The sequence below is a fragment of the Coralloluteibacterium stylophorae genome (assembly GCF_018122625.2).
GTDB classification, from domain to species: domain Bacteria; phylum Pseudomonadota; class Gammaproteobacteria; order Xanthomonadales; family Xanthomonadaceae; genus Coralloluteibacterium; species Coralloluteibacterium stylophorae.
The window spans coordinates 24284-43012 of the sequence record NZ_JAGQFT020000012.1 but is presented as its reverse complement, the minus strand read 5'-3'; the positions used below and the strand labels follow the sequence as shown (position 1 = coordinate 43012).

The following is an 18729-nucleotide window of genomic DNA, read 5'->3' as shown; positions in this document are numbered from 1 at the left end:
ATGCGGCGATGCCGGACCCGTGCAGGCCTCGCATCGCGCGCAGGGACCGGCAGCATGCCCGGCGCGGCGTGAAGGGGCCAGCGTTCCGGCGCCCGCCGGCGGCACGCGGCGGCACCATGCCGCCGCGCCGCCGCCGGCCCTCAGAAATCGACCGACACCGTCACCCGGTAGTTGCGCCCCGGCTCGCTGAAGCGGCCGATGCCGTCATCGGTGGCGTAGCCGTAGAGGTAGAAGTCGCCGCGGGTGATGTTGCGGATCCGCGCCCACTGGTAGTACTCCTCGTCGAAAAGATTGTAGACCCCGGCGTTGAAGCGCAGCCGCTCGCTCGCCTGGTAGCTGCCGAAGAGGTCGAACACCGTGTAGCTGTCGCTGAGGAAGGGCTCGACCTCCTGGCCGAAGATGTCGGTGCCGATCTCGACGTCGTCGCGGTCCTTGGCCCACGCGTGGGTGAGGTTGCCGGTCAGGCGCAGGCGGTCGTCGAGGCCCTGCCAGCTCAGGCCGACCACGGCGCGGTCGGGGTTGATGCTCTCCAGCGGGGTGCCGTCCTCCTGCTCGCCCTCGTTGTGCGAATACGCCGCGCGCAGCAGCCAGGCGCTGCCGAGCCGCCACTGGCCCTCCGCCTCCACGCCCTCCACCGTGGCCTCGCCGACGTTGGCGGTGGTCGTGGTGGTGTAGCCCCAGCTCGTCGAGCAGCCACCGAACCCGCAGCTGTCGTACTGCACGTCGGGGTTCTGGATTTCGGTGACGGTGTCGATGAAGTCGTCGTAGCGGTCGCGGAACACGGACACGCCGAACCGCGCGCGCTCGCCCTGCCAGCGGTAGCCGAGCTCCAGGTTGAGGCTCCGCTCCGCGTCCAGGTCGGGGTTGGCGGCGATGGTCGGCACCTCGATCTCGGCGCCGGTCGCGGTCTCGGTGATGATGGCGGTGCTGGTCGGCGCGTACAGCTCGCCCGTGGTCGGCGCGCGGAAGCCGCGCCCGACCTGCAGCCACAGCGACTGCCGCGGCAGGAAGCTCCAGCTCGCGCCGGCCTGCCAGCTCGGCGCGGCGAAGCTCAGGTCGCGCACGGTGCCGGTCTCGTCTTCGAAGGTCTCGTCCAGGCGCGGCGAGTAGTCATAGCGGTCGTAGCGCGCGCCCAGGGTCAGCTGCAGGCGCTCGTCGGCGAGGCCGATGCGGTCGCGGAGATAGACGTTCCACGATTCGGCTTCCGTCTCCGGGACCTGCGCCGGATCCACGGTGACCGAATCGATCGTGCCGTCCGCGCGCCAGCGGGTGTCGACGGCGCGGAAGTCGACATCGCGCTGCTGCCAGGCGCCGCCGTAGACGATCTCGTGGCTGGCGCCGCCGCCGGCGACGGTCTTGACCAGGTCCAGCGCGGCGCGGTCGAGCACCTGCTCGGTCGAGCGGTCCTCGCTGCGGTCGCAGGGCGCGCCGCCGCCCGGGCAGCCGGAGCCGGCCAGGATGCGGGTCAGGCCGATGCTCTCGGTCTCCTGCCGGTCGACCTGGGCCTCGAGCAGGTCGAAGGCCGCCACGTTCGCCTGCCAGCGGTAGTCGACGCCGTAGCGGTCGCGCTCGTTGCGGTCCTCGCCCCAGCGTTCGAGATACCCCGGCGCGCTGACCCGGCTCAGGTTCTCGACCCGGTTCTCGACGCGGTTGCGCTCGTAGACCAGGCCCAGGCGCTGCGCCTCGCCGAGCACGACGTCGAGCTTGCCGAGGACGTTGCTGCTCTCGTGATCGATGGGATCGGGCAGCCGGCGGCCGCTGCCGGTCTCGGCCTCGGTATCGTCGTACCAGCCTTCCGCCTCGTGCGCCTCGCGGCGGGTGTAGACGAGCATGGACTCGACGATGCCGGTGCGGTTGGCGAAGGTCAGCGAGCCCAGCGCCTCGTCGTTGTAGCCGGTGTAGCCGAGCTTGGCGCGCACGTGGCTGTCGTTGCCGCCCGCGCGCAGATAGTCCGACGGGTCCTTGGTGGTGAGGATCACCGCGCCGCCCAGTGCGCCGCTGCCGGCGCCGATGGAGTCCGCACCCTTGACGATCTCGATGCTCTTCAGCGCGTCGATGTCGACGCCGCCGCGTCCGGCGCGGAAGAACTCGTAGTCGCGCGCGGTCTCCAGCCCCTCCGGCATGCTCAGGCCGTCGACCACCAGCGCGACGCGGTCGCCTTCCAGGCCGCGGATGTTGAAGCCGTTGTCGCCGAAGCGGCCCATGTCGGCGATGCTCACGCCGGGGATGTAGCGGGTCACGTCCTCGAAGCTCTGCGCCATCTCGGACTCGAGCTGCTCGTCGTCGACGACGGTGACGTTCTGGTTGGTCGATTGCTGGATGCGTTCGCCCTTGACCAGGATCTGGTCGAGGGTCCGCGTGCCGTCGGCGTCCACGGTGTCGGCCAGCGCCGGGGCCGATGCGGCGCCCGCGATCGCGAGGGCCGCGGCCATGCCTTGCTGCAGGTTCATGTCTTCACTCCAGGGTCGGTGGGTGGGGAGGTCGCGCTTCTTGACGAGCGCTGGGCCCTGGCTGCGGTCGCCGGAACGGCGGCATGGCTGGGACGCACCGGCGGGGCCGGCGCGGGAATCTGCTGCGGTGCTGCGCGCGCCTAGGGCGCGGCGTGGCGGATGTCGATGTCGCCGATCTCGCCCCGTGCGGGCTGGTGCCAGGCGGCGTCCGCGCCGCCGAGGTCGAAGGGCACGGCCACGACATCGTGGCCGCCGTGCTCGCGCGCGGCCTCCACGCGCAGGACGTAGCGGCCGTCCGCCACGGCACGCCCAAGGTCGTCGCGGCCGTCCCAGGCCAGCGCGTAGCGCCCCGGCGCGCGCGTCGGGCGCGCCAGCGCCAGCGGCGCGACCGGATCGTCGCGGCCGTACTGGCGCCACCACTGCGGCAGCTCGGCCAGCCAGCGCGCGCGGTCGCCGAGCACGTGCAGCTGGCGCACCGGGGCACCGTCGGCGCGCTCGATCCACAGCGCGAGATAGGGGCGGCGGTAGCCGTCCGCGTCGAACTGCGGGATCGCGTAGTCGACCTCCACCCGCGCGTGCTCCGGCACGGATGTCTCCGCGCCCGCGTCGACGAGCGCCGGCCAGCGCGCCGACGCGAAGGGCACGCCGGCATCGCCCACGACCAGGGCGGCGACGCCGTCGATGCCGTCCACCAGCTCCAGACCGCTGCGGATCGGCAGCACCGTCAGCGCCGTCGCCAGCGCGTCGGCGGTGGCCGCGTCCGGCGCCACCACCACCGCCGCCGGCGCATAGCGCAGCGCCTGGCCGTCGCGCGGATCGACGATGTGGCTCAGGCGCCGGCGCCCGACGGTGTAACCGCGGCTGGCGTGCCCGCTCGCGGCCAGCGCACGGCCCTCGAGGCGCAGCACCACCCGCGGCGCGGCGTTGTCGAGCGGATGCAGGGGATCGGCGACGCCGGCCGCCCAGCCCCGCCCTTCCCCGTCGCTGCCCCAGTGCGCGAGGTCGCCGCCGATCTCGATGCGGATGCCGGTCGCGCCCGGCACGGCCGCACGCGCCGCGGCGAGCGCGCGGTCGAGGATGTAGCCCTTGGCGATGCCGTCGACATCGAAGCGCAGCGCGCCGCCCGCCTCGAGCGCCCCCTCGGCCGGCCACGGCGCCGCATCGATCGCGCGCGCCTGCCGGCGCAGCGCACCGCGGTCCGGCATCGCACCCTCGGCCTCGGCGGCGCGCCAGCGCTCGACCAGCGGACCCACGCGGCAGCTGAAGGCATCGCGGGTGGCTTCGCGCCAGCGTTCGCAGGCCTCCAGTACCGCCAGGGTGTCGGCCGAGAGCGCGTCGCGGGCGATCCGGCCGGCGTTGTAGGCCGACAGTTCGCTGTCGGCGCGCCAGGTGCTGAGCAGGGCCTCGAGCCGCGCGATCTCGGCCAGCGCCGCGCGCTCGGCCGGCGCCTCGGCCGCGCCGCGGACCTCGATCGCGAACGAGGTTCCCAGCACGCCGTCGCGCGCGACCGTCGCCTGCGCCGCGGACGTCACCGCCAGCAGCGCGAGGGCCGTCACGCGCCAGCCCCGCATCGGCGCACGCGCCTCACGCATCCGCGGCGGCGCCATCGCGTGCGTCGTCGTTCGCGCGTTCGCGCCGCGGCGGCGCCGGCAGGCGCGCGTCTGCGGCGGTGACGCGCCCGTCGCCGTCGCGGTCCACCCGCTCGAACAGGCGCCGGCCCGAGACCTGGTATTCGGCGAAGGTCATCGCGCCGTCCTCGTCGGTGTCGAGCGCATCGAAGCGCACCCGTGTCTGCCGGTCCGCGCCCTGCCCCAGGGTCGCGATGCGGCGGTCGAGCCGGTCCTCGTACTCCTGCAGGTAGTCCTCGCCGTCGATCGCGCCGTCGCCGTCGGCATCGCTGCGCGCGAACTGCTCCGCCCGCGCACGCTCGAACTCCTCGCGTGCGACCGCGCCGTCGCCATCGGTGTCGAACAGCTCCAGGAAGCCGGTGCGGGTGTGGCTGCTGGGCATGCCCAGGCGGTCGCGGCGGCGCGGCGTGGCGTCGTCCTCGTCGGCGTCCCCGGCCGGCAGCGTCTCGAAGCGTTCGAACATGCGCGCGCCGGAGGCGTCGAACTCGCCGCGGTCGACACGGCCGTCGCCGTCGCCATCCAGCGACGCGAAGCGCCGGTGCGCCTGCTCCACGTGCTCGCCACGTGCCAGCTCCAGCTCGCGGTGCAGGCGGTCGTCGAACTCGCGCACGTACTCCTCGACATTGACGTGGCCATCGCCGTTCGCATCGGTCGCGTCGAAGCGCTGGCGGCGGAAGCGCTCGAACTCGTCCCAGGCGAGCGTGCCGTCGCCGTCGGCATCGTGCTGGGCGATGAAGGCGGTCACGTCCTCGCCATGGCCGCCGACCAGCGGCCGGCGGTCGGGATTCTCCTGGGCGAGCGCACAGGGCAGGACGAGCGCGGACAGGCAGGCGCCCGCGAGCAGGGACTTCTTCATGGTGGGTCTCCGTGGAAGGCGGGCGCGAGCCCGGGCGTTACTGCTGCAGCACCTGGAAGGTCAGGGTGTAGCTGTTGCTGATCTCGTCGACCGGCGCCCCGTCGGGCGCCTTGGTGCGGTGGCGCGTGAGCGCGATCCAGGTGCCGGCGCGGTCGAGGTCCAGCCGGGCGCGGCCTTGCGCATCGGTGACGAGGGTGGTCGTGGCGGGCTCGCGGTCGGAGGTCCAGACCGCTTCGGTCACCTCGACCTGCTGCCCCGCCAGCGGCGCGCCGTCGTAGCGGATCTCGAACTCGAAGCTCTCGCCGACGTAGAGATCGTTGGGATGGGTGAGCGCCACCAGCTCCAGCCCGCTGCCGCGCGGCGCCAGTGCCGTGCGCGTGGGCGCGCCGGCGGTGACGTAGGTCTCGGCCAGGGTCAGCGACTGGAAGTTCGCCAGCACCTTCGCCCCGTCGGGGATGCGCACGTCCGGATCGCGCGAACTCTCGCGCTCGCCGTCGACCTCCCAGGTGCGGAACAGCGCGCCGTGACGCGGCCCGGTGCTGAAGCGATAGGTCCCCTCGCCCTGCGCGAGCGCATGCTCGACGACGGTGCGGGCCTTCAGGATCTCGACCACATCCGGCTTCACCGAACCACCGTCCGGCGCACGCACCGCGAAGGCCTCGGCGTCGAAGGCGACCTCGGGCACGAAGAAGGTCTCGGCGAACGAGGCATCCAGCGCGATCGCATCGCCCGCGCGCACGGCGAAGGCCGACGGCGCCAGGTAGGGCGTGTGCGCGGAGACGGAGAAGGACATTGCCGCCGCGAGCGCGGCGGACCACCAGCATGACTTCATCGATGAACCCCTGACGGATGAAATCGCTGGCGAGACGCCCTCAGGCGCCGCTGGCTGACCTGTGCAGTCTAGCCAACCTGATGCGTTGTTGACAATGATTCTCATGAACGCGATCCACCGATCGCCGTGCCCACGCACCGCAGCGAGGGACCGAGCGTGAGGTACGCGCTATATGCAAACCCCAACTCGCGCACCAGCGAAGAGCTCGCAGAAACTGCGCGTGCGCTGAAGTCGCACCTCCCACGTGACATCAGTGGTAAGCCCGTTGTGTGCGGAGTCACGCGCTACGCAACGTCCTGCGGGAAGTCTCGCGGACGTCAGCCGAGCTTTGACGTCCGCCGGCTGCAGGCTGCAGGCTTGGCCTTCATCAGGCGAAGCGATCCCCGATCGATTCCAGCAGTCGACGACCATGGATGATCGCCAGCATTTCGACCCGCGCATCGCCCACCGCGTACAGCAGCCGATAGCTGTACAGGAACCGCTCTCGGATCGCCGGATCGTCCAGCTCGGGCACAACCCGGCCCGACAATGGCTGCTCCCCAATCGACCCGGCCAACGCCAGTGCCGCGTCCACCATGCGCTGTGCATGATGCGGCGAGTCACGATGGATGTACTCGGCGATGCTGTCGAGGTCATCCAGTGCCACGCCGGACCAGATCACTCGTGCAGCCATCGCTGCATCCGGGCTCGGACGTCCTCATCTGTGTAGGTCCGGCCCGCGGCCACATCGGCCTGACCGCGCCGGACCTTCTCCAGCACGTAAAGGTGGTACTGGATGTCTTCCAACGTGCTGTCATCGGGCAGGTGACCCAGCAACTGCTCGACGTCCTGCTTGGCGGTGGCAGCCATCGGGATCTCCGGTGAGTCGTGTTTCCGAGATGATAAGCCCCCCGCTGCCCTACCGTGGCCATCGCCAGCGCGACACTTGCCCGGTGAGGTCAGCTGGTCAGCGCTCGTGGAAAATGCAACGGTGGCGACACTGCTGAACCGGCTGCTGCTCCGCGAGCGCGTCACGCCACCATGAGCGACAGCTTCCCGCTGAGGACAAGCGAGGCCGGCACGATGGGAGCAGAGGACAATGTTTGCCACGCCTGTGGGTCAGTGTGCGTTCGGCGGTCAAGGCAAGTGGTTCGGTCTCGCATCCTACGCCCGCGCTGCCAACATTACGCATTGGCCAGGACGGCTCCCGCAGCAGATTTCCACCTCACATCAGGATCAGTGTTTAAACGGGACACGGTCCGGCGGTCCGCTCCCCTTCCAGTTGCCCGGCGTCTCCCCATGAGGGCAGACCTCCAGGTAGTAGCCGAGGCTTGCATAGTCGTCGTCGGTCCAGCTCTTGCCGCCCCACGGGTTCGGCGGAGTGCAGTAGGGCATCGTCAGGAACTGACCCGTGTAAGGTGGCGTCGGAATCCAGCAAGGCAGTGGGTTGGCATCCCGATCCTGACCCTGCGTGCAGAATACGAATGGGTCGTCCGCGCGAAATGGCAACCGTAGCGAGTACGCCTCGTTCGCCTCCGCCCGTCCCATGGATACCCCCAATACCACGATCAGCAATCGAGCACCGCCCATCATTCACGCTCCCTGTTAAAGTGGACAGCGGCTTCCGCCGTGAAACGATGATCAAACCTCGCCAAGCGCCGCGGGCGAGCCGATTACGGCTACTGGGACTGAGGAGCGACAGACTGCATCCAGGACTTTCCGCCCGTAATTGCTGAACGCTGCCACGCTTCGGGAAAATCGACTGTCCAGACAACTCGCTGTCTAATCAACGGCGCATCCCTCGAAGAGCACCCTGCAGTCCGAGCCACACAGCCGCAGTGCCCGCCGACGCGCCACTTCGATGTCAGGTCGAGCGACGAATTTGCTTCTATGGGCGTTCGTGGCCACCACGCCGCAGGAGTCTTGGAAGGTGAACACGGCTTGACACTCATGCCCCCCGCGCTCAGTACAGTTGCGAACTGCGAGAGACTCTGCGTGGGCCTCGGACTTGCCGTCTACCGTCCAACCTCCCCGCCCATTTGCTTGGCTGACCGCGACTGCCCCCCATCGATCCCCAGCACGGATCGTATCCCCCATCCCGAGGGCGGGTAAAAGCACTTGGTTATAGTCAACTGAACCTGGCTGCTGTGCGAACGCCGGGAGCGCGCTGACGAGGAATGCAAGCCAGACTCTACTTGAGCGGATCACGATCTTCATTGCGGACTCCGATTTCTGGACGGTTGGCTATGCCATATCCCGATTGCCGCCATCTTCCTGCTGCCCCTTCTTTTTCACCCAGTCCTGCTGGAAATCAGAAACCTGCCCCGTACCGTTGCGGCCCACGCTGCCGAAGCTCGAGCTCGCGGCAAACTGGCCTAGTGTGCCGTTGAAGAACATGGCAGCCATCGGCGGCGTAAGAACCATGAGTACGGACATCAACAGACCAATGCCACCCTGCTGGATGGCGGCGGAATTGAGTCCGTTCCCGAACGACGAGGGGCCGCCCGCCGCGGCGTAGGCCCCGACGAATGTCACGGCCGTAACCGCCACCAGTTGGGTCGCCACCGAAACCATGAAGGACAGGACCGCCATGGCGAACATGGTGCCGACGCCGTAGAGCAGCCATCGCTTGAACAGGTCCTTGGTCTGGTCGAACAGCAGGCACAGTATGAAAAGCGGCCCGAAGCTCACGAACAGCACCAGTGCCAGCTTGTAGAGCAGCAGCATTGCGCCGCCCACGACGGACGGGCCCGCGATGCCGATCCCGGTCAGGCTCGTCACCATCCGCTGGTCATCGGCAGTCTCGTCGCTGTCAGCAGTGGGCAGCGAATCGGTGATGGCGAAGATGAGGCCCATGATCTTGAGGTTGTCGTCGATCGCGTCACCGACATCCTCGTCGTTGCCGGCGACGACCTGGTGGATCTCCCGCGGCAGGCGCTCGGTGAGGAAGTCGGTGAGGTCGGTCCCCGCGAAGGACATGGACGACGCCGCGATGACGATCAGGAACGCCCGCAGGGAGCCCACCACCAGCCCCATGAGCGAGTCGCGACTGCGCCCGGTCACGATGAGGAAGCCCTGCGAGAGGACCCAGAGGGTCAGCAGCGTAAGCGCGATGCCGCTGACCCAGGCCGTGCTGCGCTCGAGCACATCGTGCTGGAACGACTCCACCTGGGAGTTGACCATCTCGAAGATGATCGTGAAGAAGGCCCATTGGATGAACCCGGTCGGGTCGAACCCGCTCATGGAGCCCCCGCGAGCGCGAGCACCGGGATGTCGAGAGCGCCGCTACCCTTCAGCGCATTGCGGGTCAACGCGACCCGCTGGTTCCTGATGTGGGCAATGCGCGCATCGTAGGCGGCCATGTAGGTGCGGTAGCGGTCACGGTCGTTGTCCATCAGCGCTATCAGCGCCAGAAGCTCGTTGCTGTTGTACTGGACATCGGCATAGTCGTCCGCGCCCAGGCCGCGGCGCCGGTCCTCGAGCTGCTTGAGGCGGTCGTAGTTCTGCTTCGCGCGCTCGAACATCCGCAGCGAGAAGCGGTACTGCGAAAGCTCGGTCCTCACCAGTTCCTGGCAGAGCTGGTGCTGCTGCTGGCCAAGTGGCGAGCTCGCGCCTGGCGGACACAGCTTCTCCATCGGCACCGCGAGCGCGCTCGGCTGCATGGGATTGAGCGCTTCGTCGCCGGTCGGCTCGGCGACCATGGCAGCCGTGGGCTCCTTGTGCGGGACGAGCGTCATCCTGTCGTTGAGCTCCTTCAGTCGATCGGTGACAGTGCCGTCGTCGCCGAGCCGCTCATGGACCTCCTTGACCGCATCCAGAACCTTGTCGTCTTCAACCTGCCACGCCGCTCCCGCGACCCCCGATCCCAGCAGCGCGGCGACCGCGAGAGCCAGGATCAGCCGGGACCTGGCGTTGCGGACCATGGGCGCTGTGCCGAAGGTGCGGATCCATGCAGCGCGGAAGCTCCGCTCGGCACTGCACCGACGATATGGCTGTGTTGTCATGCTCCACCTCTGCACCTGACGTCTTCCCTGATACGACCCGCTGCGCGCCGTCGGTCACCCCGCCGAAGCGCGCCTGCTGCCGATGTCGCCGCGTGCATCCGGCGACGCGCGCCGCGCCCCTTTCCGCTCGCGGTAGAACGATTCCAGCCACTGCTCCGGAGCGAGTTCGGAACGGTCGACACCCAGTCGTGTGGCTTCGGTCCGCACGACGCGATCCATCACCTCGATGTTGTCGGTACTCGCCGAAATCACGGCGAGAGCGTCGTCCAGACCCCGCAGGTTGAGCTGACACACCGTCGATGCGTGCCCCTGCTTCACCAGGAAGGAACGCGAACGCTCGTCCAGATTCACCACCACCTCGAATTCGGCGTCGGTGAGTTTCAGGCCGTTGATATAGTCGTCGCGGGACGCATTCGGGTTGGGCAGGAGGATCAGCGTCGCCGTCTGCTCGATGAGCGATGCCGAGATGTCGCTGGCCAGCGCATCCTCCGGGCTCTGGGTGGCGAAGATGCCGAGACCGTTCTGCTTGCGGATGGTCTTCTGCTTGTTCTTCGCGAACTCCTTGAGGGCGCCACCGCCGTCGAGGATCTTCCAGAACTCGTCCATGACGTAGATGAGCGGACGCCCGTCGATGAGTTCTTCCAGGCGGTGCAGGAGGTAGTTGATCACCGGCACACGCACTTCGGGGTTGTCGATGACTTCGGTGTAGTCGAAGCCGATGATGTCCGCGCGCTCGAGGTCGATGATGTCGACGGGATTGTCGAACACCCAGCCGAGCGTGTTGCCCGCCGTCCATTTCCGCAGCCGGGCGAAGAGGCCGTCGTCGCCCATGTTCGGCAGGCTCTTCTGGAAGTTCGTCATGGAGCGCAGGTGGACCGGCATGTCGAGCATGCTCTCCACGGCCCGGAAGATGTCGTCGTCCTCGCGCGCGGTGTAGCTCGCCTTCCCTGCCAGCACCTTCACCAGGTTGCCGAGGAACTGCACATTGGCGTCCGTACGCTCGCATTGGAACGGGTTGAACCCGGTTGGCTGACCATTCTCGAGTCCGAGATAGGCGCCACCGCAGGCACGCACGAAGATCTCGGCGCCGCGGTCCTTGTCGAAGAAGAAGATGGTCGGCGCTGGGTCGTACTTCTGCACCTGACTGAGCAGGAAATTGATGAGCGCGGTCTTGCCCGTGCCGGACTTGCCGATCACCATCGTGTTGGCGATCGCCTTCTCGCCGACGGAATTCTCCGCAGGATGGGTCGCGTGGAAGTTGAAGTAGTAGGGCTGCCCGTTCGTCGTCTGCAGGACCGTCAGACACTGGCCCCACGGATTGTGGTCGCGCTTGCCGGTCGCGAAGTTGTGGAGTGGCGACAGCCCCAGGAAGTTGAGGGAGCTGACGTTGGCCAGACGCGTCCGGTATTTCCAGTTCCCGGGCAGCTGCGAATAGAAGGAGGAACAGACGGCAAGGTCTTCCTTGGCGGACACGAAGCCCGCGTTCGAGAGTTCGGCACGGACCGTCGCCACGTTCTGCGAGAGCGTCTTCTGGTCGGCTGCATAGAGTGCGATCAGGAAGTGGTACTCGCCGAGCACGAAGTTTCCGGAGGCAACCTGATCCATGGCGTGATCCATCTCGACGATCTGGCTGACGGCCTTGTCACCCGAGGAGATCATCATGCCCTTGGTGCGCTCCAGGACCTTCAGTGCATCCTGACGACCCATGGGACTGAACGAGTGCGTGATGACGTACTCGAAGTCGAGGTACTTCAGCCCGTTCAGGATGCCGGGATAGGTGGAGTCGGTGAACTCCTTGATGTTGAGGATCGCGCCGTAGTGGTTGCTCCCACCCGGAGCGTTGATGACGAAGTCGCCCGACTTCGCCGAGAACATGTGTCTGGACACGGCGAGGTAGTCGCAGACGGGCGCCCGCAGCACCGGAACGGGTTCGTCGATCCGGTTCAGGAGGTAGCCGAACAGGTTCAGCGTCTCCGAGAAGACGACCCCATTTTCCGCCTCGTACATCCCCAGCCGTACCGGGGCGTAGTCCTTCAGGACCGCTTCGACGTTGCCTGCCAACTCCAGGGCCTTGTCGACGGCCTGGTCCTGCTCGGCCTGGAGCCGCCCCGCATCCGACGATCTCTCGACGAAGGCCTTCCCCGCCACGACCGGCCGATAGATCATGGTGAGGAACAGCTCGTTGAGCATGACCTTCTGCGACGACAGCCGCTCGAAGTACTCGTCGGACAGGCGCTGGTTGAAGGCCTGGCGATAGTGGCTCTCGATGCTGACGCGACCGCGGCGGCGGATGTCGTGCACCCAGAACGCCACGTTGACGAAGTCGGGCGCCCGGAGCGTCTGCAGCATCCTGTTGAAGGTTGCATGCTTGTGCTCCAGATCCACCTCCTCCCGACCCACGAACGGCAGGCCGTCGAGCCGCCAGGTGATCAGGAAGTCGCCGCCGGTCGTCTTCACGATGTTCGCGGAGACGTGCGCCGAGAGCGGGATGAATTCTGCGATGGAGGTATCGGGCGCCAGCATGATCAATCCGCCGTAGACTGCTGCAGATCCCTGCGATAGCTGTTGGGCGTGAACACCCACATGCCGTTGTGGTGCCTGATGTTCCGGACCTTCGCGCGGAACTGCCAACGCAGGCCCAGCATCCGGAAGATCATCTCGTCGCGCCGTGCCATCTGACGCATGAGCATGAGCACGACGGGCAACAGGGCCAGGAAGAACATGTCGATGTAGAACGTCAGCAGCAGGCATGCGCCGGCCGCGATCGCGAAGGGCACGTAAGGCACCCCAAGGAACATGGCCGGTCGCGTGCAGCCGCGGAACAGCACGTTCTTACGCATATCGGGTCATGGTCTCCACGACCACCATCGCCGTGGCGCCGGACTCCGGCAGCAGCATGGCTGCGATCTGGGCGGCGGCGCCGATCAGGAATCCGCCGATCAGGACGGGCGCGACGTCGCCGATGCGCTTGTGATTGAAGGCGATCTGGTAGCCGGAGAAGATCACCGCGATCGTCACGATCGCGACCGATGCGATGCCCAGCAGTCCGGTGATGTTGTCGAAGAACTCGTTGACGTTATTGGTCACTTCCTGTGCCACGGCGAGCATCGGAAGTGCCGCCAACGGAACGGCCACGGCGAGTGCCGACACGCGGCTGGCGAACGTGCTGCGAGAGGAGGTGCGCTTGGTGTGCTTCATGGGATGCCCCTTGCTTGGTTGGAACGGCTGGTAGGACGCGGCCCATCCGGGCCTGGAACTGCGGTACAGCTGGAAAGCTAGAAGACGAATGCGGCGTCCTGCTCCGGCGGAGGTTCCGGCGGAATGGGTGCCGGACCATCCGGGACGGCGGATATCGGAGCGGGCTGCGCCTGGGCGTCCGCGTCCATGAGCTGCACGACCACGGGAGCGGCGTCGGATGCGGCTGCGACAGCCACCGGCAGGCCCGGCTCGGACAGTGCCTGGTCGAACAGGTCCTGCCGCTCCTGGACCTGACGCCCTGCTGGCGCGGCGGCTTCGCTCCCGTCCGGGCTCCTGCCCATCCCTTCGCTGCGCCGTTGGGGCAGGCTGCGCGCAACGGCCTCCGTCCTCGAGACGGCGCTCCTTCGGGAGACGCCCCCCGCCGCCCTGGCGACCGGTATCGCGACCGCCCGCCTCTGCTCCACTGCGCCGCGCCACGACGCGACGACCTTCTGTACATAACCGTGATCGAAACCCGTGGTGAAGTCTCCGGAGTAGTAGCAGCTGAAGGCCCTGCTCCAGTCGCGCCCGGCGCGCTCGTAGCATTCGGCGAGGATCCGCGAGCCCGCCGTGGCGTTCGGACAGACTGCGAACGCATCCTCGAAGCTGCTCAACCCCTGGCGTGCGAGGTTGTGGCGGTTCACCTGGGCGATGCCAAGCGAGAAGTTGTAGCCCTCGCGCTCGAGCATCTCGGCGGTGGCCACGGCCTCGCCCAGGTTCCGTGGCTGACGCGCGAGGCGCCCGCCCACGACGCCGATGGCGTAGGGGTTGAACGACGACTCGACGCGCGCGACGTGCTGCATGACCTCCGCCGGCACGGCGAGGTCGGCGCACGCTGCCATCAGTTCCAGGCCGGGCAGCATCCGATGCTCCTGTCTGGGGCGCGCCCGCTCGCGCGACCGCCTGCCACGTGGAGACCGATCACCGACCGGACGCGGGCGCGGTTCCCGGTCACGCCAGCCCCCGTGCGGGATCGAAGTCGATGCCGGTGATGAACCGGCGGCCTGCGTGCGCCTTGATGTGCACCACGATGTCGATGGTGAGCTTCAGCAGTCGCTTGATGACGTCGAACTCGAGCCCCGACCCTTCCGCCGACGCCTTGACCATGAGCGCGAGCTGGTCCCACGTCTGCGAGGTGCTGCCGGCATGGCAGCTCGTGATCGACCCCGGATGCCCCGATGCGCAGTTGCGGATGAAGTAGAACGACTCGTCGCCGCGCAGCTCGGCGAGGATGATGCGATCGGGCTTCATGCGCAGGCAGGCTTCCATGCAGGTCTTCGCACTGGTGTTGCTCGCGCTCTGCCCGCCCTTGGAATAGAGCAGATGCACCGCGTTCGGCTGCTGCAGGAACAGTTCGCGCGCGTCCTCTATCGTCACCAGACGCTCCTGGTCGGAGATGTGGTTGACCAGCGCCTTCATGAAGGTCGTCTTTCCGCTGCCGGTCGCGCCGGAAACGACGATGTTCTTGTGGTACTGGACCGCCTTCTGGAAGAAGTTCGCGTAGTCCCCCCGCCTTCGCAGCTCGCAGAGCTCCCGGTCGTGCTCGCTGAGTTCCGGCGCCTGCTCGAGCAGGTCGCTGAAGAACCCGTCGTCCGCGTACTGCGCAAGGGTCTTGCCGAACCGGGCCGGCAGGCGGATGGTGATGGACACCTTGCCTGCGTCGCAGGCCGGCGGGATCACGAACTGCGCGCGTTGACCGGTAGGAAATGTCAGCGACACCATCGGATCGGCATCGGTGATCCGCTGGCCGGTATTGCTTTCGTTGACCACGGCCGTACAGAACTGGCGGGCGCGTTCGAAGCTCAGCGATGGCACGTCCACGCGCTGCCAACCCGAGCGCCTCTCCAGGTACAGCTCGCCCGGCCGGTTCACGCAGATCTCGGTCACGTCCGGCGCATGCATATGCTCGCGGATCCCGAGGATCTCGTACTGGTAGTCCAGGAACTCGTTGGAGACCCTGGCGAGGATGGCGGGCTCGGTGCTCATCGCAGCGACGCTCAGCGGATCACGGCCGAGAAGTCGATGTCGCGCGCGACGTACACGTTCACGATCGTGCCCTGGTTGATGGTCGCCGTCGGCGGGCGCCGCATGGCCTGGTCGGCGGCAGCGTTCGCGATCCGCTCCAGCGTGCGCGCGGTGTTGCTCTCGTAGGGGTTCTGCACGACCGCGCCATTCGCGATCGACGTCTGCTGCGGCCCGCTTTCCGCGGCGGCATACTTGAAGACGTCGCTCACGATGCTGATGAGGAGCGACGAGGCGATGCGCTGCCCCCAGTGTGCGCTGTAGTGGCCGGCGTTGCCGGCCGATCCGAGCATGTCCACGCCTGGACTGCGCATGTTGATGTCGAGGCCGGTCGGCGTGGTGATGCGGTCCCAGACGATGGCCACGCGGTCGCCGATCATATCGTCGGCCCCGTAGGAGCCCTGCACCTTCGAGCCGCGCGGCAGGAGCAGGCGCTTGCCGTCCACCGAATAGACGGGCTCGGTGACGAGGCAGGAGGTATAGCCCGGGAAATCCGAGATGACCCGCGACTGCAGGATGCAGCGGATGTAGGTGCCGCGCAGCAGCAGCGTGCTGGGCCGGTAGAGCGGCCGGACGCTCGTCACCCCGCCGGGCGGACCTTGCTGCCCCTGCAGCTGTGCCTGGGTGCCGGCCATGGCGGGGAAGCCTGCGCCTCCCGCTCCATCCGGTGCCACTGCCGCGCCCTCGTTCGCCGCGGAAACGACGCCGTTTGCATCCTGCATCCGCCGCTCGAGTAGCGAGAGCCGCCGGTCCCTATCACGCTGCGTTCCGGGCATGGCGGGCATGGCCGGAACCATGGACGGCCCCGCGTCGTCGATGACCGGCAGGGGCGGCAGTTGCTCGGGGGGCGTGGCTGCCTGGGCGAGCGGGCGCTCCGGCGGAAGCTGCGGCAGATCGCGGGGGGCAGCGGGGATCACCACGCGCTCGCTCGTTGGACGCCGAGGCTCTGCTTTCGGCTGCGACAGTCCGCCGGAGAAGATCCAGGCGGCCAGTGCCGCGAGGACGACCACGATCGCGGCAAGGAACAGCAACGCCTTGCGGTTCAGACGCTGGACGTCGTCGGCCCGAAGATAGGGTGCTTCGGCATCGAGCTCCGGCGCCTCATGAGGTTCGCGGCGCACGTAGGGATTCTGCGACTGCGGCGACGGGCGCGCCGACTCGTCCTGCTCGTTGAAGGGCGTCTGGCTCACAGCTCCGGCCTCCTGCGCAGCCCGACCGCGTTGCCGCCATGACGCACGACGAGGAAGGCATAGGTTCCATGCACCACGATCACGTCCCCCTCGACGGTCGAGTTGACGATGAACTCCTCCCCGTCCTCGCTGTCGCGTGCGAACACCGCCGGGAAATTGCCGCTCGGAAAGCGCGTCCTGTCCCCCATCCGGATGTAGGTGAAGCGCCGATCGTCGTAGACCGTGGCCGGCACCAGCCAGCGCGGTTGCTTGCGGTGGTACGAGTAGTCGTACCCGAAGTAGTAGTCCCGGTCCGGCTCGACCTCGGTACTCAGCTCGGCCGCGGGCTCCTCTTCGGCCACGGGCGCCTCGGCGGAGAACATCGCGCCCTCCGGATAGACGAGCCGGACCTTGTACTGCACGCCGGAAGCCTTGGCCTGGTCCAGCGCGCGCCAGTCGGTCGCCACTACTTCGAGCTCGAAGATGTAGGAGTGCGCAGCGGTCCGGACCAGCAGGTTCGTATCGACGTCGACGTTCTTCGGCTTCAGGTAGAAGACGTTCTCCCTGCGGCTGATGTCCCAGCCACTGCTGAAGCCGGTGCTGTAGTCGAGGATCTCCTCGTGTGGGCTCAGCTCGATCTGGGTGGTGATCCCCAGACCGGTGCGGATCTGGTAGATCCTGTCGACCTCGTACTCGTATTCCTCGACGACCTGCGCTGCGGCCGGACCACCCGCGCCCCACGAGAAGACGGCGAGGGCGACATGCAGCATCGCGTGCCGGACGGCATTCATCGCTGCGCCTCCCCCTGTTCGCTTGCCGGTCCCGTCCCCGCAAGCGGCGGCAGGTCGGAACCCGTCATGGCGTCGCGCGGAACCGAGGACACACCGCCGGCCGGCGTCGCGGCTGCGGCCGCAGCAGGAGTCGCCTGCGGCGGAGACGGCGGCCCGAACTCCTGGACGGGCGGCGGCGCGGGTGCGTAGTCGTTGTCGACGCGATAGTTGACCACCCGGAATCCGAGCGGATTGAGCAGACGGTCCTGATCGCTCAGCCGGAGATCGGCGTTGTAGGCGAACTCCATCGTCGCGATCTTGCTGTCCAGCGGCTCCGAGCGGCCGCGGCCCTTGTCGTAGACGCTGCGCTGGAAGCGCACGGTTGCGCCGGTCGGAGCACGCCCTGCTCCGCCGCCGATCAGCACGATGCTGAGGATGCGGACATGCACCGCCTGCGACGTGCCGTAGATGCGGAACGGGCGCTCGAAGTTGCTCTCGGCGTGCAGCGCCATGTAGGCAGGAGCTACCGCAGGGCCCGCCATCGACAGCGTCGTGCGCCAGTTGCGCTCGCCGATCAGGCCGGAATCGTAGGATTCGCGGGCGAGGATGAACTGCGCCACGTTGCTCTTGTTGATGGCCTCTTCGGTGGTGACGTCGCGCTGCTGGAAGTCTCCCGTCAGGCGAGCGATCGAGGCGGTACCCGTATACGGATCGGCCATCACCAGGTAAGGCACCTTCTCCTTCAGCGGCAGGAACAGGAGGTAGCCCCCTGCCAGCAGGAGCGACATCAGAACGGCGCTCCACGCGACGGTCCAGGCCCGGCGCTCGCTCCGCCTTGCGCGCTCCGCGAGCGTGACCTCGAAGCTGACGCCCTGCGCCACCGCCCGCTCGATCGCAGGCGAATCCGTCTTCTTCTTCGCGGACATCGGCGGCTCCGTCACTCGGCCGAGGCGGCGACCGCCTCGCCTTCGGCTGACCCGGCACCGTCCTCCACGGCGGCGTTCCGGCGGTCGACCACGATCTGCGTGGGCTTCACCAGGACCGCGACGTCCTGCCCTGCGTAGGCCTCGGAGAGCGCGGCCGCCGCTTCGACGAGATTCGACGTACGGATGTGCGCGACCGGCCGGTACAGCGTGTAGTCGTTCGGATGCAGGTAGGACAGCGTCATGCGGGAATCCGCCGCCCACCGGGACAGCATCGCCCTCAGCGATCCGTCCGCAGGAGTCGCCTGGTACACGTACGCCTGCCGGAGCGGGATGGCCTGCGGTACATCCGCAAGACGATTTACGGGCCGCCAGGCTCCCCTCGGAGCTGGCGCATCCGGCGTCGCACAACCGCCACCCGCGATGGCAGCCAGCAGCAGCAGCTTGGTGCGCAACGAGGCGCGACAGATTCCCTTCCCTTCCACTCGCCTACCCATCCATGAGTATTTGCACACGACGCATCGCGCGGAATCGCCGAGAACCTGCACGGCTCGGCGTCACCTCGACCGATACAGGAAGCGATCAGTTTCAGCAGCCCTGACGCGATTACTGGCGCGCCTTCACAACGGGCAGGCCAGCACCTGCGACCCCCCTGCTTTCCGACTCCATTCCCGCGAAATCCATTTGCGGCAAGCGCCGACGACATCCACGCGTCGCAGCGTGATGGAAACCATAGCCGCGCCTCGACGATGCGTCAACGGGTCGACGCACCCCATGGATAATCGATTTCCCTGGGCCCGAGCTCGCGACGCACCGCAAGCAGGTAACGATGGCAAATAGAAGTAGGAAATCTACTGAT

19 protein-coding genes are annotated in these 18729 nt (G+C 67.7%); all 19 read right to left on the bottom strand.

The features are described 5' to 3' along the window. Positions 1-140: 140 nt before the first annotated feature. Complete coding sequence (locus tag KB893_RS15720; protein WP_246505719.1) at positions 141-2450, bottom strand: TonB-dependent hemoglobin/transferrin/lactoferrin family receptor; 2310 nt, start codon at positions 2448-2450, stop codon at positions 141-143. 140 nt (positions 2451-2590) lie between these two features. Further along, a complete protein-coding gene (locus KB893_RS15715; RefSeq protein WP_213173872.1) occupies positions 2591-4006 on the bottom strand; it encodes a DUF2271 domain-containing protein in 1416 nt (471 codons plus the stop codon). 28 nt (positions 4007-4034) lie between these two features. Beyond that, positions 4035-4934, bottom strand: coding sequence for an EF-hand domain-containing protein (locus tag KB893_RS15710; protein WP_211927885.1), 900 nt, complete (start codon positions 4932-4934; stop codon positions 4035-4037). A gap of 37 nt (positions 4935-4971) precedes the next feature. Beyond that, positions 4972-5727, bottom strand: coding sequence for a DUF4198 domain-containing protein (locus KB893_RS15705; protein ID WP_246505718.1), 756 nt, complete (start codon positions 5725-5727; stop codon positions 4972-4974). Between the two features lie 406 nt (positions 5728-6133). After that, positions 6134-6439 (bottom strand): type II toxin-antitoxin system RelE/ParE family toxin, encoded by a 306-nt coding sequence (locus KB893_RS15700; RefSeq protein WP_213173871.1) that lies wholly within the window; start codon positions 6437-6439, stop codon positions 6134-6136. Continuing rightward, entirely contained in the window at positions 6424-6615 is a 192-nt protein-coding gene (locus tag KB893_RS15695) for a hypothetical protein (protein WP_213173870.1), read from the bottom strand. Before KB893_RS15695 ends, KB893_RS15700 begins: the two co-directional genes overlap by 16 nt. 366 nt (positions 6616-6981) lie before the next feature. After that, a complete protein-coding gene (locus KB893_RS15690) occupies positions 6982-7140 on the bottom strand; it encodes a hypothetical protein (RefSeq protein WP_211928165.1) in 159 nt (52 codons plus the stop codon). Between the two features lie 387 nt (positions 7141-7527). After that, positions 7528-7842 (bottom strand): DUF4189 domain-containing protein, encoded by a 315-nt coding sequence (locus KB893_RS18825; RefSeq protein WP_425491175.1) that lies wholly within the window; start codon positions 7840-7842, stop codon positions 7528-7530. Positions 7843-7989: 147 nt separating this feature from the next. After that, positions 7990-8988, bottom strand: coding sequence for a TrbL/VirB6 family protein (locus KB893_RS15680; RefSeq protein ID WP_211928167.1), 999 nt, complete (start codon positions 8986-8988; stop codon positions 7990-7992). Beyond that, the gene (locus KB893_RS15675; protein ID WP_213173869.1) at positions 8985-9668 is read right to left on the bottom strand and encodes a hypothetical protein; all 684 of its coding nucleotides are present in this window, start codon (positions 9666-9668) and stop codon (positions 8985-8987) included. The genes KB893_RS15680 and KB893_RS15675 overlap by 4 nt, the downstream gene beginning before the upstream one ends. 135 nt (positions 9669-9803) lie before the next feature. Further along, the gene (locus KB893_RS15670; RefSeq protein ID WP_213173868.1) at positions 9804-12272 is read right to left on the bottom strand and encodes a VirB4 family type IV secretion/conjugal transfer ATPase; all 2469 of its coding nucleotides are present in this window, start codon (positions 12270-12272) and stop codon (positions 9804-9806) included. Between the two features lie 2 nt (positions 12273-12274). After that, a complete protein-coding gene (locus KB893_RS15665) occupies positions 12275-12589 on the bottom strand; it encodes a VirB3 family type IV secretion system protein (RefSeq protein WP_211928256.1) in 315 nt (104 codons plus the stop codon). Beyond that, positions 12582-12947 carry a TrbC/VirB2 family protein gene (locus KB893_RS15660; protein WP_213173867.1) on the bottom strand — a complete coding sequence of 122 codons (366 nt, stop codon included), beginning with the start codon at positions 12945-12947 and terminating at the stop codon, positions 12582-12584. Before KB893_RS15660 ends, KB893_RS15665 begins: the two co-directional genes overlap by 8 nt. A gap of 77 nt (positions 12948-13024) precedes the next feature. After that, positions 13025-13837, bottom strand: coding sequence for a lytic transglycosylase domain-containing protein (locus KB893_RS18740; RefSeq protein ID WP_377731433.1), 813 nt, complete (start codon positions 13835-13837; stop codon positions 13025-13027). A gap of 100 nt (positions 13838-13937) precedes the next feature. Continuing rightward, a complete protein-coding gene (gene virB11, locus KB893_RS15650; protein WP_213173865.1) occupies positions 13938-14972 on the bottom strand; it encodes a P-type DNA transfer ATPase VirB11 in 1035 nt (344 codons plus the stop codon). Positions 14973-14983: 11 nt separating this feature from the next. After that, positions 14984-16198 carry a TrbI/VirB10 family protein gene (locus KB893_RS18735; protein ID WP_211927978.1) on the bottom strand — a complete coding sequence of 405 codons (1215 nt, stop codon included), beginning with the start codon at positions 16196-16198 and terminating at the stop codon, positions 14984-14986. Beyond that, on the bottom strand, positions 16195-16947 hold the full coding sequence (locus KB893_RS15640; protein ID WP_246505722.1) for a TrbG/VirB9 family P-type conjugative transfer protein: 753 nt from the start codon (positions 16945-16947) through the stop codon (positions 16195-16197). The genes KB893_RS18735 and KB893_RS15640 overlap by 4 nt, the downstream gene beginning before the upstream one ends. 17 nt (positions 16948-16964) lie before the next feature. Further along, positions 16965-17873 carry a VirB8 family type IV secretion system protein gene (locus KB893_RS15635; protein ID WP_211927976.1) on the bottom strand — a complete coding sequence of 303 codons (909 nt, stop codon included), beginning with the start codon at positions 17871-17873 and terminating at the stop codon, positions 16965-16967. Positions 17874-17884: 11 nt separating this feature from the next. Further along, the gene (locus KB893_RS18820; RefSeq protein WP_246505717.1) at positions 17885-18115 is read right to left on the bottom strand and encodes a hypothetical protein; all 231 of its coding nucleotides are present in this window, start codon (positions 18113-18115) and stop codon (positions 17885-17887) included. Between the last annotated feature and the right edge of the window lie 614 nt (positions 18116-18729).